The organism is Trueperella bonasi (assembly GCF_030811535.1).
Taxonomy (GTDB): domain Bacteria; phylum Actinomycetota; class Actinomycetes; order Actinomycetales; family Actinomycetaceae; genus Trueperella; species Trueperella bonasi.
This window is the reverse complement of sequence record NZ_JAUSQX010000001.1, coordinates 1,485,434-1,500,023: the sequence shown is the minus strand read 5'-3', so window position 1 is coordinate 1,500,023 and position 14,590 is coordinate 1,485,434. Positions and strand designations below refer to the sequence as shown.

General features: G+C 57.2%; 13 protein-coding genes and 1 tRNA gene. 6 read left to right on the top strand and 8 right to left on the bottom strand.

Annotation, left to right across the window (positions count from 1 at the left end):
• Positions 1 to 44 precede the first annotated feature (44 nt).
• On the top strand, positions 45 to 1,055 hold the full coding sequence (locus tag J2S70_RS06915; protein WP_307683000.1) for a lipid II:glycine glycyltransferase FemX: 1,011 nt from the start codon (positions 45 to 47) through the stop codon (positions 1,053 to 1,055).
• Here the strand turns inward: J2S70_RS06915 and J2S70_RS06910 are convergent.
• From J2S70_RS06910 to J2S70_RS06900, 3 genes are all read right to left on the bottom strand, one after another.
• Positions 1,052 to 2,320: a peptidoglycan bridge formation glycyltransferase FemA/FemB family protein gene (locus J2S70_RS06910; RefSeq protein WP_307682999.1), complete on the bottom strand. Its 1,269-nt coding sequence runs from the start codon at positions 2,318 to 2,320 to the stop codon at positions 1,052 to 1,054. The two genes, J2S70_RS06915 and J2S70_RS06910, sit on opposite strands and share 4 nt — an antisense overlap.
• Before the next feature lie 49 nt (positions 2,321 to 2,369).
• On the bottom strand, positions 2,370 to 3,605 hold the full coding sequence (locus tag J2S70_RS06905; RefSeq protein ID WP_307682998.1) for a carboxylate--amine ligase: 1,236 nt from the start codon (positions 3,603 to 3,605) through the stop codon (positions 2,370 to 2,372).
• 81 nt (positions 3,606 to 3,686) lie between these two features.
• Positions 3,687 to 3,760: transfer RNA gene (locus J2S70_RS06900), tRNA-Met, on the bottom strand.
• A 150-nt stretch (positions 3,761 to 3,910) separates the two neighbouring features.
• Between J2S70_RS06900 and J2S70_RS06895 the strand changes: the two genes are divergently transcribed.
• A complete protein-coding gene (locus tag J2S70_RS06895; protein WP_307682997.1) occupies positions 3,911 to 5,698 on the top strand; it encodes a SulP family inorganic anion transporter in 1,788 nt (595 codons plus the stop codon).
• 102 nt (positions 5,699 to 5,800) lie between these two features.
• Here the strand turns inward: J2S70_RS06895 and J2S70_RS06890 are convergent, their stop codons facing one another.
• Positions 5,801 to 8,782, bottom strand: a complete 2,982-nt coding sequence (locus tag J2S70_RS06890; RefSeq protein WP_307682996.1) for a UPF0182 family membrane protein — start codon at positions 8,780 to 8,782, stop codon at positions 5,801 to 5,803.
• Between the two features lie 223 nt (positions 8,783 to 9,005).
• Between J2S70_RS06890 and J2S70_RS06885 the strand changes: the two genes are divergently transcribed.
• A complete protein-coding gene (locus J2S70_RS06885) occupies positions 9,006 to 9,578 on the top strand; it encodes a PPA1309 family protein (protein ID WP_307682995.1) in 573 nt (190 codons plus the stop codon).
• Positions 9,579 to 9,589: 11 nt separating this feature from the next.
• Here J2S70_RS06885 and J2S70_RS06880 read toward each other — a convergent pair whose 3' ends face one another.
• Positions 9,590 to 10,726, bottom strand: coding sequence for a YlbL family protein (locus J2S70_RS06880; RefSeq protein ID WP_307682994.1), 1,137 nt, complete (start codon positions 10,724 to 10,726; stop codon positions 9,590 to 9,592).
• On the opposite strand from J2S70_RS06880, the gene J2S70_RS06875 reads away from it, so the two are divergent.
• From J2S70_RS06875 to J2S70_RS06865, 3 genes are read left to right on the top strand one after another with little or no spacing between them, the layout of a single operon-like run.
• Entirely contained in the window at positions 10,725 to 10,862 is a 138-nt protein-coding gene (locus J2S70_RS06875) for a hypothetical protein (RefSeq protein ID WP_307682993.1), read from the top strand. The two genes, J2S70_RS06880 and J2S70_RS06875, sit on opposite strands and share 2 nt — an antisense overlap.
• A gap of 28 nt (positions 10,863 to 10,890) precedes the next feature.
• Complete coding sequence (locus tag J2S70_RS06870; protein WP_307682992.1) at positions 10,891 to 12,315, top strand: zinc-dependent metalloprotease; 1,425 nt, start codon at positions 10,891 to 10,893, stop codon at positions 12,313 to 12,315.
• A 56-nt stretch (positions 12,316 to 12,371) separates the two neighbouring features.
• Positions 12,372 to 13,325 carry a ubiquitin-activating E1 family protein gene (locus J2S70_RS06865; protein ID WP_307682991.1) on the top strand — a complete coding sequence of 318 codons (954 nt, stop codon included), beginning with the start codon at positions 12,372 to 12,374 and terminating at the stop codon, positions 13,323 to 13,325.
• Here the strand turns inward: J2S70_RS06865 and J2S70_RS06860 are convergent.
• The 3 genes from J2S70_RS06860 to J2S70_RS06850 all read right to left on the bottom strand — a co-directional run bounded on the left by J2S70_RS06860 (position 13,315) and on the right by J2S70_RS06850 (position 14,536).
• A complete protein-coding gene (locus J2S70_RS06860; protein ID WP_307682990.1) occupies positions 13,315 to 13,641 on the bottom strand; it encodes a CobW C-terminal domain-containing protein in 327 nt (108 codons plus the stop codon). The two genes, J2S70_RS06865 and J2S70_RS06860, sit on opposite strands and share 11 nt — an antisense overlap.
• 516 nt (positions 13,642 to 14,157) lie before the next feature.
• The gene (ykgO, locus tag J2S70_RS06855) at positions 14,158 to 14,280 is read right to left on the bottom strand and encodes a type B 50S ribosomal protein L36 (RefSeq protein WP_307682989.1); all 123 of its coding nucleotides are present in this window, start codon (positions 14,278 to 14,280) and stop codon (positions 14,158 to 14,160) included.
• Entirely contained in the window at positions 14,270 to 14,536 is a 267-nt protein-coding gene (locus tag J2S70_RS06850; protein WP_307682988.1) for a type B 50S ribosomal protein L31, read from the bottom strand. Before J2S70_RS06850 ends, ykgO begins: the two co-directional genes overlap by 11 nt.
• Positions 14,537 to 14,590 lie beyond the last annotated feature (54 nt).

Below are 14,590 nucleotides of genomic sequence, written 5' to 3'. Positions count from 1 at the left end.
CAAGCCTGATTCTGTAGCGCTTTGGCCGCGTTTACGATCATGGCATGTACATTGCTCCCGACGACGCTATATCCTTGGCGCAATACGACACTTTTGCCGCCTCTTCGCCTTTTGCTACCCTGTTTCAAACGCGCGGCTGGGCGCACGTTAAGAACAACTGGGACGCCCACTATTTCATCCACAAAACGGACGGTGAGATTGACGCGGCAATGCAGGTGCTTTCGATCAACGACGCCGACATTGGCGGCCGGTTGTTTTACGCGTGCCGCGGGCCCATTTGTGATCCGGGCAATGCTGAACTTGTAGCTGCTTTGGTAAATGAAGCCGCTGATTTTGCCCGGGAGAACGGCGGCTTCCTGTTCCGGGCCGATCCTGCAGCCGAGTTGGATGAACAGCTTGAAGCTCGATATTTAGCCGTGGGTTTAACCGTGACTCGAGATCCATTTTCCTCAAGCCAACCACTGATGAACGCAGTGCTCAAGATACGCGGGCGCAATTCGGAGCAACTGCTGACCGACTACTCACGTAATACGCGCAAACAAATACTCAAAGCGGGCCGGCTCGGGGTAAGCACCCACTTGGGTACCGCCGGGGATCTCGAACTTTTCTACAAGATTATCTGCAAATCCAACGAATACCACGGGATCACTACCCGACCGCTGAGTTATTTCCAACGAATTTTCGAGGCATTCCCCTGCGCTACCCGACTGAGCTTTTCCGTGTATGACGGTCGGCCGATTGCGACCTCGCTCATGGTGATTCACGGCAAAACCGCTTACGGGCTCTACGGCGGTGATACTCGCGAGGTGCATCTGAGCCAGTCTTACCAGCTTGATTTTGCGGAGATCTGCCACGCAATCGACGCCGGCTGCGAGGCCTACGATATGGGCGGCATTCTTTCCGACGACGACGATGATCCGCTTACACATTTCAAGAAGAAGTTCACGGCAGGGAATATCGTGTATTGGCTGGGCAATATCGATGTGCCCTTGGACGAAGAAAAATATGCCGCATATACGGCTCGCGCCTCGATTGGCGCGAGCCGTGAGCGCTAATCCACTGCGCCAGCCACTTTCGCAAGCATCGGCCTGATCGGCACCTCGTAAGTGCCCACGTATTCCTCCGTATCGCCCTTGAATTGGCGTTTGAAGTGGACCACGCCGGCGTCGGAGGCATCTTCTGAGAAATCACCGGTCATGCCGAAGAAGTTGTACCAGCGCACACCGTTACGGGTAGCCCAGTCGAGCATGGCCCGGTGGATGAGGTAGATTCCGTAATAATCGTTGAACTGAGAGTAAGCGCCGGAGACTAAATAGGTGAGTTCATTTGGTGTTTGAATAAAGAACGACGCCGCAAGCACCACTTCATCGCCGTGTTCGGCGTGCACCTTCGCAGTCTCCTTCTCGCGGCGCTCCAGAACCTCAAGCCTCCCCTGCAATTCTTTCAACTGGTTGCGCTGTTTCCTACCAAGCGCTTTACCTTCAGCTTCGAGCGCCCTTTCCCGCTCTGCAAACCCGGCCACCTTGGCCTCAATCTCCTGCCGTTCCTCGGCAATCTTTTCAAGATACTCCGCGGGCCGGAGAACCGCGACGGGAAAGAATGCACGATCTGGCCCTAAGCGTTCCGCCAAATCCTGATAATAAGAAATCTCGGACTGGGTGGGCGCATCCGTATCAGTACGCTCGGCCGTATGTGTGAGCACATTTTCCAGCACGCCGATCTCGCCGGGCTCGTTAAACCGAACTTCGACACCGTTCGTGCCCCACCGGTTAAACGCGGTACGCACCTGTTGCGCCACAGATTTCGTCACCTGCGCCAAGTCCATTCCCTCAAGATCCTTGATATACACAAACCGAGTTTGGATATCGCTTGAATCCCGGAAATCCTTATCCAGCAGTTCGCCGCCAAGTTCAGCAATCAACTGATCTAAGCGCTCGGCATGCTCGGTCTCAGGGCCGCGTTCGACGTCCTCGTAATGCGCTCGTACAACCATCGGCGCAAGCCGCAACGCAATAACGCGCGGCGTGCTCTTCAGCCAAGAAACTAGCCCTCGATAGAAGGTTTCCTCGGCCTGCGGCGAATAGTGCGCGAACGTTGGGCCAAATACCAGATTGGCTTTTTTGAAGATCTTCCGCCACGGCTGCATAAGCACGGCCGCCGCGGCTACCAGCTGGTCGTCATCAACAACGCCAACGAGTTCAACCTGATAGCCCTGGGCTCGGCGCGTGGCAACGTATTCCGGTATTTGAGGGATTGCCATACGCTCCGCGCCCTCGGCAAAGCGCTCATACGTTGAATTTCGTAGACGCACAAATTTCATAATCCCTCGTTTCTTTTCTCCTGATTCTACGAGACAAGAGCCTCGCAATCTAAAAGCCCGTATCCGTGGCGCGTGGATAATGCGCACGAGTCTTGCGCGCCATGTTTTCGGAATTGATCCGCCGGAAAAGCGCGCGTCGCGGATGGCGATCAGCACCGTACTTCGAAGGATCAACCGCATTTCGGCGCAAGCCTCGAACGTGTTTGCGTAGCTGCGGATCGCGAATATATTTACTGTTCAGCATTCGCAACGGCAGCACGTGATAAAGACCTTCCTGTGCCATGCGCTGATAGCTCGGCACTCCGGCGACGTCGTCGATGAGCGCCTGCCACAAATCCACTCCCCCAACCTTGAGGTAATAGTGATTGCGCCCTATGCGCGGGTTGAGGTCCAGCCAATAGGCGGTGTTCGTTCGCGGATCGATTTTCACGTCGATTGAAAAGAATCCTCGTAGCCCAACGGCCGTTACGAGGCGCTGCGCATCGGCCATCAAATCGTCATTTGGGATCACGTGAATAATGCCCGCGTTACCCAGCAGATCCGGATTGTGGTTACCTAGCAGCACCCTGCCGGAGCCGATCGCAGAGACTGCACCATTGCGCGCGATATAGCCGTTGACCACCCACTGCGTCGTGTCGTCACCGGGAATAAGTTCCTGTGCGGTCAGGCCGATGGACACTCCCGCATCACGCAACCGAGCGATTTCATCCACGGCCTCCTGGTGCGTGGCACACGGCTTCACTTTGGCAAGCCCGCGGGACGTGTGAAAGTTCAACTCCGAACGCTCGTCGGGCTTGAGCACGATGGGGAAGGTGAGCGACTCGAGCATGGAATCTGCTTCCGCTGGGTCCCCTGTGTTAACGAGCACATGCTTCGGCGTAGCCAGGCCGAGTGTATCGGCAACGCCCGCTAATCGAGTCTTGGAATCCGCGATCGCAAAAGCTTCGGCAGGTGCGTACGGCAACAGCCAAGACTGCGGCAGATTGGGCCGGAGTTCGGCAAGTTGCTGAACGTGCTCGTCAGAATTAGCCAGCGGAACAACGCGATCTGTTGGAAATTCCTTGGCGATCTCAGCGAGGAGTTCCTCGAACTTGGCCGGCTCCGAAATGCCCCGCGGCTGCGTGATATGCAGGTCGAGGATCTTCGAATCGTCAATGAAACCGCGGTTGATCTGGCTGTAGAGCCGTGGCCGAACCCCCGAATTCTCGTGAATCAGGCGCGCCATCGCATAATCGCCGAGGTCCCACCCAAAAATGATCGGCACAAGGCTCGAAGAAAGATCCATGCCGCATAGTCTACTGGTCTTAGTTGCTTCCGTTCTTGCAAAAAAACGAGGCCCGGATTTTCATCTGGGCCTCGTTACTAGTGGCGGGGGCAGGATTTGAACCTACGACCTCCGGGTTATGAGCCCGGCGAGCTACCGAACTGCTCCACCCCGCGTCGGCATTTACTACCTTAGGCCGCAGCCCAAAGATCTTCAAGAATTTTCGCGGTGCGCTTTCTCACGATGGCTTTTGTACGGGTTCTAGAATGAGTCACAGACATCCCACGCTCGTTTTGCTATGTTAAATGGTAGCCGCTCCTAGAGAAATGGATACTGTGAACGCACTATCGCACTTGACCTCTCTTTTGCCCCAGAAAAGTGACCTCGAGGAAATTCAGAAACACTGGAAAGGTGACATTCTCGCGGGGATCACCACCGGAATCGTCGCCCTTCCCCTAGCTCTCGCCTTCGGCGTAGCATCAGGAGTCGGCGCTGCAGCCGGCCTCATCACCGCAATAGTCGCCGGAATCGTTGGGGCAATATTTGGCGGCTCACGCTTTCAAATCTCCGGCCCAACCGGCGCGATGGTGGTCATTCTCGCACCGCTCGTGGCCGAGCACGGCATCGTCGCTGTACCCACACTGTCGATCATGGCTGCCATCATTCTTTTCGGTGGCGCAATCCTTGGCCTCGGCCGCATTATTTCGCTCATTCCCTGGCCGGTGATCGAAGGTTTTACTCTGGGCATCGCATGCATTTTATTCTTGCAGCAAGTTCCAAACGCTCTGGGCGTTGAAGCGGAAACCGGCGGAAACACCCTTGTTGCCGGAATCCGCGCAATCGCAGAGGCCCCCTATCCAGAAGCATTCATCCCGCTCGCGATAGCGATAGCGACGGTCGTCCTGATCCTTGGTTTCGACAAAATACACCCATCGTTCCCAGGCTCCCTCGTCGCGCTAGCCATCGTCTCCGTCGTCGTGATTACAACGAATACGAATGTCCCCCTCATCGGCGAAATCCCAGACTCGCTCCCCGCACCCGTCCTACCCGAAGTCTCACCCGATCTTTTCGTCGCTTTACTGCCCGGAGCCGTATCTGTGGCCTTCCTCGCCGGCATTGAATCGCTCCTGTCCGCGCGCGTTGCTTCCGGCATGGTTGAAGGCGGTACTTACCATCCCGATCGTGAACTCTTCGGGCAAGGTGCCGCAAACTTTGCCGCCGGCATTTTCGGCGGCATGCCAGCAACGGGAGCCATCGTTCGCACCGCCGTCAATATTCGTTCGGGAGGCCGCTCGCGGTTGTCCCCAATTATCCATTCGCTGCTACTTCTCGTCGTCGTCTACTCCCTGTCAGACGTGGTCGGCCAAATTCCGCTCGCCGCGCTGGCGGGAATCCTATTCGTTACTTCGGCACGCATGGTCCCGGTGCGCGCGATCAAACAGATTATGCGCTCAACGCGCTCCGACGCCGTCGTATTCATTCTCACCGTGATCATCACCCTAGTCTTCGACCTCATCTGGGCAATCGCAATCGGACTGCTCGTAGCGGGCACGCTCATGCTGCGTCACTTTGCGAACCATTCGGGAGTTCATCGCGAATATCCAACCCAGAACAACAAGATCCGCGTTTTACGTATTGATGGGTCCATGTTCTTCGGTGTTGCGGACCGTATTGAAGAAGAAATCACCCGGCTCGATAACGTACGCGTGGTCATCATTCGGCTTTCTCGCGTGGGCGTCATGGACGCAACCGGCGCCAAGGCGCTCACGGACATCGTCACCGCGCTTCGGCGAGCAGACAACAATGTCCTGCTCGTCGGCTTGCGCACCACCCACGAAGCTCTCACCGATCGGCTTGGACTTGGCGTCGCCATGGGCGGACACGATCGTTTCTTCGACCACATGGACGAAGCAGTCACGGCAGCCGAACGCATCATCGAAGAGGAAATCGCCGAAGAGGAAGCGGCCCGCGATCGCGAACGCGCACATCCGGCACCCGTCGACGAAAAAACAACGACGCGGTGGGCTCGCTTGCGCGACTCATCGGCCGAATCTCTCGACCAGTTACGTCAGCGCTTTGGGCAAAAGCCAATATTCAAGCGTGGCGAGAAGTAATACCAATACTCGAGATACAGCTCAAGGCGGGTCATCGCACTTGAAATAATCTCCACCTGCGAGGGGTTGTGCCAAGCGCAGGTGGTGTGGTGGCGCCAAGCGCTAGCCGTCGATCTCCTCCTGAGCCGCAATCGCACGCTCAATCGCATCGGATAGCGCCTCCTGGGCCTCGCCGTAAGCTGCCCAGTCGCCAGATTTCATCGCTGCGTTCGAATCCTCGATCGCAGTCTTGGCATCGAGCAGCGCCGTATCTAGGCGATCCCGGGCCGTGCCAGGCGCGGCCGGAGCTGGCGTGCTCGGCTCGGTAGTCGGTTTAGTGGTCGGTGTAGGCGCAGGGTCTTCGGTAGGCACGGCGTTCGGATCGGCTAACGTGGGATCAATCTCGCCACCTTCTACCGGCGCTTCCTTTTCACCAACGACGTCGGCATCGCCGGCTTTAACACCGGAGTCACCGCCGAAGACCTGATCGAGTGATTCGTCCAAGGTTGGTGCAAAACCGACGTTGTCACCAAACAGCGTCAGCACATACTGGAGCGTCGGATACTGCGTACCGGAAGTGGCCTGAACGTAAATCGGCTGAACGTACAGCAAGCCCTGTCCGATTGGAAGGGAAAGCAGGTTACCTTCAATAATCTCGGTTCCACCCTGCCGCAACAGGTTCAGATCGGTCGAAACCTTCGGGTTCGTGAGCATCGTATTTTCTGCCTGCCCGGGCCCTGGAACTGTCAAATCTCGCGGCAGTTCAAGCAGGTTCAGCCTGCCATACGACTCGGCCTTCACACCGTCTTCGTTCCCGGCATCGCCCGATGCGGCCAAGAAGCCGGTCATCACGTTGCGGTTGGTGGTGCCACCGGGAATGTAGGACGTGGTCAGCGAGAAATTGGTTTCTTCCTCGCCCGGCATCTTCAACGTCAAGTAGTACGGGGGTTGCTTCGGTGTTGAAGGCCCTGCCGGAAGCGTTGGCTCAAGTGGCACCTGCCAGAAATCGCCACCGGAGTAGAAAGACTTGGCATCGGTCACGTGGTAGCGCGAAAGCAAGGTGCGCTGGACCTTAAACAGATCCTCGGGGTAACGCACGTGCGCTACCAGATCGCCCGGCATTTCTTCCAGCGGGGTGATCTGACCGGGGAAGATCGACTTCCACGCGTTAATAATTGGATCGTCAGCATCCCACTGGTACAGGGTGACCGAGCCGTCATACGCATTAACGACGGCCTTCACCGAGTTGCGGATGTAGTTGATTTCATCGGGGCGATTCACGCCCGTCATACCGATGGTGGTCGCGTCCGTCGTCGCTTCAACCAGGGTCTCCCGGGCAGAGTACGGATAGTTGTTCGAGGTGGTGTAACCGTCGATAATCCACACCAATTCCTTGGGCGTGTCCGGATCGCCATCCATGTCGATCGCCGCAGGAACTGCCTTCGTGTCGAGCGTCAAATACGGCGCCACTTTGCGTACGCGCAGATGTGGATCCCTATCGAATAGGATCTGTGATTCGCTCGTTACACGATCGGAGAAGAAAAGTTCGGTCGAGCCCATCCGGATCGCGAACATGAGGCGTTCGAAGGCATTGCCAACAGACGGTCCGCCGTCACCTTCATAGGTGTTCATGACTTGGCCGTTTGGAGCGGCGTCGTCGGGATAGTCGAGCTCCCATGGGTCTGACCCCTCCGGGGCTCCGACGATCGAGTAAGCGGGGCTTTGCTGCCCGAAGTATACGCGCGGTTCGTATTCACCCATCTCGCCAACGGATGGAATTCCGGCCTCCCAGAACTTCGGGTCACCGCGGTCGGTAATAGTGTTTCCGTAGGCTGCTGCCACGCCGAAACCGTGGGTGTAAACGGTGTGGTCGTTGACCCACGAGCGCCGTTCGGCGTCCAAACCATCGAGGTTAAGTTCGCGTATCGCAATCACCGTATCGCGAGTCTTACCATCAATCTCGTAACGATCCACCGTGAGGGGCTCGAGGAATTGGTAGTACTGTCTGTTTTGCTGGAGCTGATTAAACGACGGATCCACGATGTTCGGATCGAGCAAGCGGATCTGTGCGGCGGTTTCCGAATCTTTGCGCAACTGGCCGGGTTCGACGTCGGTACGCGCGTCGTATTGCATGGTCTTCACGTGAGCCATGTCGTAGGCCTCGAGTGTGGCGTCAATATTTCGCTGGATATAAGTAGATTCCAGTTCGGCCGCATTCGGGTTAACTTGAAAGTTTTGCATAAGCGCCGGGTACAGCCAGCTGACGACCAGCGCGGCGGCGATGGTCGACGCGATACCGACGACGGCGGGTTTCCACATTTGCCGAAGCGCCGCGAGGATGAAGAGCCCTGCAACGATGGCGACGACGATCGCTAAGATCGTCAAACCGGGTTTGGATGCGTTGATGTCGGTGTAACTAGCTCCCGAGAACCGCTGCTGATTGCCAAGCAGCAGATCGTATCGAGCTAGCCAATAATTTACTGCAACGAGTAGCGCGCCAATAGCCAACAAGATGCCAAAGTGACGCTGAGCTTTTTTAGAAATTTTGAAACCGGACTGGTTAATCCCCATGTCGCCAGTCAGCCAGTATGCGATGCCGGCCGAAAGGACCGACAGCACGAGCAAGGTCACCAAGAAGCTCATAATGGCGTGGATCGCCGGGAGTGCGAATACGTAGAAGGAGATATCTAGGCCGTATTCCGGATCGGCTGAGCCGAAGGAGGATCCGTTGAACCACAGAAGGAAGGTGCGCCAGCTTCCCGATAGGCCAGTGCCGAACAAGAGGGCCACAACGGCGGGAATGACGCCGTATGTTAGCCATTTCTTCGACAGTAAAGTCTCGCGGTAATCAACGACCTGGGAGTCGAGATTGATCACGTTTCCTTGGTCCTTCGGCTTCGCTTTGCCAAGTGCAATCCGCAAATTTAACGCGACGACCCCGGCAACGATGAGAAATCCAATTGCCCCAAGCCCGATTGCAGCTCCGTATTGGGTCCAAAACACTCGAACAGATCCGATTTGCTCGAACCATTTAAGTTCCGTCCAAAACTTTGCGAAAACAACAATTCCGAATACGAGCACGCCCAACACCAGCAACGTGGGCACGAATGCTCCACTTAGCGGTGATCGCTCAGAATCGGGCCGACCTGTTGGTGCCGTTTGACTGGTCAAATTAAACCTCATTTCGCGCTCGCCTATTCGGCGAGGCCTACCGCGCACTGTTGACAACTCCCAAAACCGTATAACAAAAGTCCTCCCTTTTGCCATGCGGTTCACCGACCGAGTGACCGGCCGACGAGAAACAAAGCTGATATGTCACAATTAGTACGTGACCGATAAAACTAAGACTCCCATGCTCCGCTCCCTCGAAAAGTCCACGCTGGAGATTGAGCGCCACGTAGCTACCGGCGGTTGGGATGCTCCCATCAGGCTGTTTGCGCTAGCGTATGCCCAAAAGGCGCTTGAGCTCCACCCCGAGCTTGCCGGTGAACTACCCGCCGACGTGCAGGCCGACGCAATCAACGATGCGACCACCTTGTTCTCCATCGAACAGGAGGGTGTGCCGGAGGTGGACAGCATTGAAGAACTGGTCACACGGATCGTGTGGCCGGACAATGTCGATGGCGCTTCACTTTCCGTTGAGCGAATTGTTCTGCCTCCGGGAGCTGAGACGAAGCTCCCGAAAGACCCGCAGGAGGCCGAAGCCGCAATTGCTGATCATCCAGACAGGCAGGACGTGCGAATCGTAGTCTCGGTGCTTCGTAGCGGTGAATCGTGGTGCGTGATTCGGATGAAAGATTTTGACGATCCGCTGAAGGTGCTTTCGGGCGAGAACCTCGTTCCCGGAATTGTAGAAGGGCTGCGCCTTGGATTCGCCGAGGACGCCTGGCAGGCTGAGTAACTCGTAAAGTCCTAGTTGGTGCCGAGCGGTTCGACGAGTTCGATCGCCGAACACGGCGTTAGCCCCGAGGTATCCCCCGTTTCGATTGATTCGACGACGTCGATCGCCTCATCGATTGTACGCACGGCCCAGATATTGAGCCCGTCGGGTTCGAATCCGGCCGTTTCCGGGCAGTTGGGAGCTGGCGCAATAAAGTCGGTGGCGCCGGCGTCTGCAGCCGCGTTGATCTTATGGCGAATTCCGCCTATCGAGTCAATTTCGCCATCCCAGGCGATCGCTCCGGTGCCCGCGATGGTCGAGTCACCTCCAAGTGAGCCCTCGGTGACGGCGTCGTAAATCGTGAGCGCGAAGATCATTCCCGCCGAAGGGCCCCCAATATTGTCAACTACGTATTCGACCTCGGCAGGTAGCTCCACGTCCGTCACCTGCACAAAAACTCCGAGTTTCGATCCTGGATGGACCCAACCGGTGACATCCGGTTCGAAGCCTTCAGTTACGACGCTCACCGTTTTTTCTTGGCCCTCCCGTTCGATTTTCAGACTCACCTCGGTGCCCTCAGGTGTGGCATCGAGGACGCCCGAAAGGTCCTTGAAAGTCTCAATCGGCACAAATTCAACCCCGTTGGTTCCGTCCGCAGCCGATGAGATTGCCTTGAGCACGTCACCTTCTTGAAGTTTTCCGGCGGCCGGTGATTCGTCTGGCACTCGTGCGATGCTGAGCGTCATCGCCACGTCCAGTCCGGCGGTTTCAAAAGCGACAGCCGCTGCCGTGTCTTGAGAGAAGTCCATGAGGCTCAGATTGCGTTCGCGTATTTCAGCTGACGTAACCTCCCGCGGGTACAGTGCACGGACGGGAACGAGCTGGAGATTTCGCGAAAATACCGCGCTTGCGGCAACAACGCCGGGTACGCCGTGGTCAGCGTTGCCAGTCGCCGTTACCGTCGTCATCAGGAAGTCAGTTTCGGACTCCGACGTCGGCAGTCCCGAGATTTCCAGGATTTCTTCCCCATCAATCTCTCCCGTGACGTCAAGAACTGGGCCCGGGCTTTGCACAATGTAGGCCGTAGGGATCGCAATCCCGACAAGGAGCATCAGTGCGTAGATTGCGCCCGCAATCCACATTCGTGATGGACGCCCAACCTTGCGCATGCTTCCCCTTCCTATTGGGCCCGGTGCCGAGCCCCCGATGGCCCGCTACCTGGGCCATGCCGGTGTTTTCGTGTCAAAGCTCATTTTCGCGCCCGGCGCACCATTCCGCATTGTCTGGCTGGACCTTGCCAACTAATGTGGGAGGACAGCCGAGGAGGAAATGTATGAGCACCAGTGATCATAACGGTCGGGGCGAGCCCGACCACAACTGGGAGGAAATGTTACGCGCTGTTTTTGGCGAGGACGGCGCCGAGCAGATCATTGAGCAACTGAAATCAGAAGGTCAAGATCCAGCAATGGCGCAGCTGTTCAATCCGGCTAATATCACCATGGTGACTCAGCAGATACAGTCAATGCTCGGGTCATCGGGGGAAGGACCCGTTAACTGGCAGCTGGCCGAACGGGTCGCCAGAGAAACGGTGACGCGCGCTCATGCGGACAAGCTGACAGCGGAAAAAGCCGAAGAGACCCGCTCCGCGATGCGTACCGCCTCGCTGTGGCTTGATGCCGCCTGCGAGTTCAATCCGGCCAAGGGGCCGAATATGGCTTTAAACAGGCTCGATTGGATCGCACATTCACTGGGAACTTTCCGCAAACTTATTGACCCCATTGGCGCTAACGTTTCGCGTGCATTCACCGACGCCTTCTCCGAACAGACCCAGCAGATGCCACCGCAAATGGCGCAGATGTTCGGCGATCCTTCCGGTTTCATTTCGAAAATGATCGCATCCGTTTTGGGCGTCCAATACGGCGGCGCCCTCGCGGAGCTGGCGGTGAAATCATTTGGTTCAACGGACACCGGCGTGCCTTTGCTCGAAGGTTCTTCCGCGATTCTTGTTCCCTCGAACGTTTCTGAGTTTGCAGCTGGGCTGGACGTTCCCAAGGAAGAGATCCTGCTGTACATTGCCGTTCAAGAGGCGGCTGCCGTACGACTTTACACAGCGGTTCCCTGGCTGCGGCCCCGAGTATTGGACACGATCGCACAGATAGCTTCCGGCATTGAAATCAACATGGATTCGATTGAGGAGCAGGTGCAGGGAATGGCTATCGATCCGATGAATCCTGGTGCCATGCCGGAAATCGACATGTCTAATATTTTCATTCTCGAACTTTCACAGGAACAGGAAGACTCAGTCGAACGCCTCCAACATCTGCTTTCGCTCATCGAGGGCTGGGTGGCTGAGGTCTCGGCACGCGCGGTTTTGGCACATCTACCAAATGCCGTACCCATGCGTGAATTGTTCACCCGTAGGTATGCGACGGACAATCCAGCGAAAGCCGTGTGGGAGGCGCAGCTCGGCGTGGAGCTGGCGGCGCAGCGTCAGCGCGAGGCCGCGGCGTTTTGGCAGCGGGCCGAGGCTGAGAAGGGGATTGCGGGCCGGGACGCTCTGTGGGCACATCCCGATCTGTTGCCAAGCAGCAAAGCGCTTGATGATCCCGAATCGTTTTTTGCGGCCGAGCAAGAAGATATTGAGGCCGAACTCGACACCTTCCTTGAGGAATTGTTTTCCGATGATAACCAGCCAAAGGGTCCGCATGAAGCCGCGTTCGGTGACGATACCCCAACCGAGGATGAAGCGAAGGATTAAATCCACAGCCGTGCATATCGTCCGCGCCTGCACCGGGGCCGCTTTACGATCTCGCTATGCAGTTAACTACGGGAATTTTCTGGACGGATACACACAGGGCTCAGGTTGGGCTTGACCCGCGCCTTGGCATAAGTCTCGATGGCTTAGCACCTGGCGAAATTCAGCTTGTGGATTGGCTAACCCGCCCGCATACGGACGCCGAGGTGACAGCTCGCGCCCGAGCTACAGGGATTTCCGCGCCTAGATTGCGCAGCATTCTTAACATGCTTGGCCGCGCGGGCGTGCTTGATCCCGATCCTTCACCGCTACCAGATGCTTTCGCAGCCAAACGTATTCACGGCTCGGTACCCGACCGGCAGGGCTACCACGTCCACATTGACAGGGCCGACTATCTTGGTGCTGGAATCGCGATTGGGCTAGCGCGCTGCGGTTTTGGCCGTATCACGTCCAATGATTGCGACGTCGTTTCGTTCACCGACCACCCGCACATGCGCAAGCTTGGCATCGGCGTGGACCGGCAGGCAGCCCTGAAAACTCTTGTCCGCAGGGAAAGCCCTCACGTGCGGGCCGGCAAGCGCACCTCAAGCCAACCGGACCTCGTCGTCGTTACCGGCACCTATGCGATTGATCCCATCACAGTGGGTCAATACGCCGCAGAGCAGGTGCCCGTTTATCAGGCGTGGATTGAGGAGGTGGACATCATTGTTGGGCCGCTGACCATCGCGCATGAAACCGCCTGCGCGAACTGCCTCATGCTGCACCGAGAAGAACTCGATCCGAACTGGCGCACCCTGATCCGCCAAGCGTGCGCCGCTCCCGCGTTCCTACCTGAAATCGGTTCCGCCATGCTCGCCATTAGCCTGGCGGTACGAGATATCACCGAGGCTTTTGATGCCGGGCGCGTCCCGCACATGTGGCGGGTTGGCCCATCTCCCACGCCGCCCGAACCGATGATATTAGAGCCGCATCCGAGCTGCGGTTGTACCTCACTTGACAGGTCTAGTGACTAAAGCTCGAGGCGTTGATAGGGCCAAGCCAGTCTTCGAGTCCGTCTTCGGCAACCAGCCATGCACCGGGCCGGTCAGCAAGTTCAGCTTCGCTGACGAGGCTGGCTTCGAAAGCCGCCTCAATCTCGGAGCGCCCCTCGCCGTGGCCAACGATGAAAATTCGTGACATGTGAGGTTCGGCTTCGACGCGTTCCTGAGCGCCGATGCATAATGCTCCCCCTGCACCGTCCCACAGGCACACCTGATCTGGCCGCGTGGGCAGCCAGAACACTCCCCTGCCCCGAACCTGCCAGTGCGCAAGTCGCGCTAGATTGTCCATAAATCTTTCGGGGTGAAACGGCCGCGGCGATTCCCCGATCGTCGTCGGCGCGCACAGGCAATCCGCGATCGGTCAAATATTGCGATCCGAGGCAATCAGCTATGATGCTGGGCCCCGTGAGGCCCGCAAGGATTGAGCCGATACGGACATAATCGGCTGCCGTATGGGATAGCGCCAGTGCGTGGTAGATCTGCATCGGCTCGGTCGTTGCCGGAAGCTCCGCAATGATTGCTGGCCAGCGCCTAGAGCGGGCAAGCTTTTCGAGCGTCGGAACAATATCGGCGCGAATCGCGCAGGCAATACACGCGTGGTCAAGCTTGATTTCCACGGTTTCAATGTGGCCGAGGAGTTCGTGGACGGTGCGGGTGAGCACGTCACGCTCGGGATCAAGCGTGTGGCGGACGACGACGGCCTCCGGGAGTGCGAGCTGCGCTGCCGAGCTTGCCTGCGCGAGTGCCCCATCGATCCCGCACACGAGCACCACCGGGACAGGCGATTTTTCTGCCGATTGGGACGTCATCCCTGCCTCGCTTTGAATCGGGGGTTCTTTTTATTGATCACGTAGACGCGCCCACGCCTGCGCACCACCTGGGCTCCTGGCTGGTTTTTCAATGATTTCAACGAGTTTCTAACTTTCATGATCTTTCCTCGTTGCTTTTTTGCCGTAGCGCCGGTTGAAGCGTTCGACTCGGCCTTCGGTGTCCACAACTCGCGCCTTACCCGTGTAGTAGGGGTGGGAGGCCGAGGAGATTTCCACGTCGATGACGGGGAGGACTTCGCCTTCAAATTCGACCGTCTTTTCCGAGGTCAAGGTGGAACGGGTCTTCAACATAAAATTCGCCGAGCGATCTCTGAAGACGATCGGTTGGTATGGGGGATGGATGTCTTTCTTCATTTAGGTCACGCTAGTTGATAACGGCTCTCATTCTCACGTAGTGTGTGCTGAGGA

Bases quoted from the DNA above. Each gene is read 5' to 3' on its own strand.
- J2S70_RS06915 (WP_307683000.1), top strand. From the start codon at position 45: ATGTACATTGCTCCCGACGACGCTATATCCTTGGCGCAATACGACACT.
- J2S70_RS06880 (WP_307682994.1), bottom strand. From the start codon at position 10,726: ATGCGCAAGGTTGGGCGTCCATCACGAATGTGGATTGCGGGCGCAATC.
- J2S70_RS06905 (WP_307682998.1), bottom strand. From the start codon at position 3,605: ATGGATCTTTCTTCGAGCCTTGTGCCGATCATTTTTGGGTGGGACCTC.
- J2S70_RS06910 (WP_307682999.1), bottom strand. From the start codon at position 2,320: ATGAAATTTGTGCGTCTACGAAATTCAACGTATGAGCGCTTTGCCGAG.
- J2S70_RS06875 (WP_307682993.1), top strand. From the start codon at position 10,725: ATGCTTCCCCTTCCTATTGGGCCCGGTGCCGAGCCCCCGATGGCCCGC.
- J2S70_RS06865 (WP_307682991.1), top strand. From the start codon at position 12,372: ATGCAGTTAACTACGGGAATTTTCTGGACGGATACACACAGGGCTCAG.
- J2S70_RS06850 (WP_307682988.1), bottom strand. From the start codon at position 14,536: ATGAAGAAAGACATCCATCCCCCATACCAACCGATCGTCTTCAGAGAT.
- ykgO (WP_307682989.1), bottom strand. From the start codon at position 14,280: ATGAAAGTTAGAAACTCGTTGAAATCATTGAAAAACCAGCCAGGAGCC.
- J2S70_RS06895 (WP_307682997.1), top strand. From the start codon at position 3,911: ATGGATACTGTGAACGCACTATCGCACTTGACCTCTCTTTTGCCCCAG.
- J2S70_RS06860 (WP_307682990.1), bottom strand. From the start codon at position 13,641: ATGGACAATCTAGCGCGACTTGCGCACTGGCAGGTTCGGGGCAGGGGA.
- J2S70_RS06870 (WP_307682992.1), top strand. From the start codon at position 10,891: ATGAGCACCAGTGATCATAACGGTCGGGGCGAGCCCGACCACAACTGG.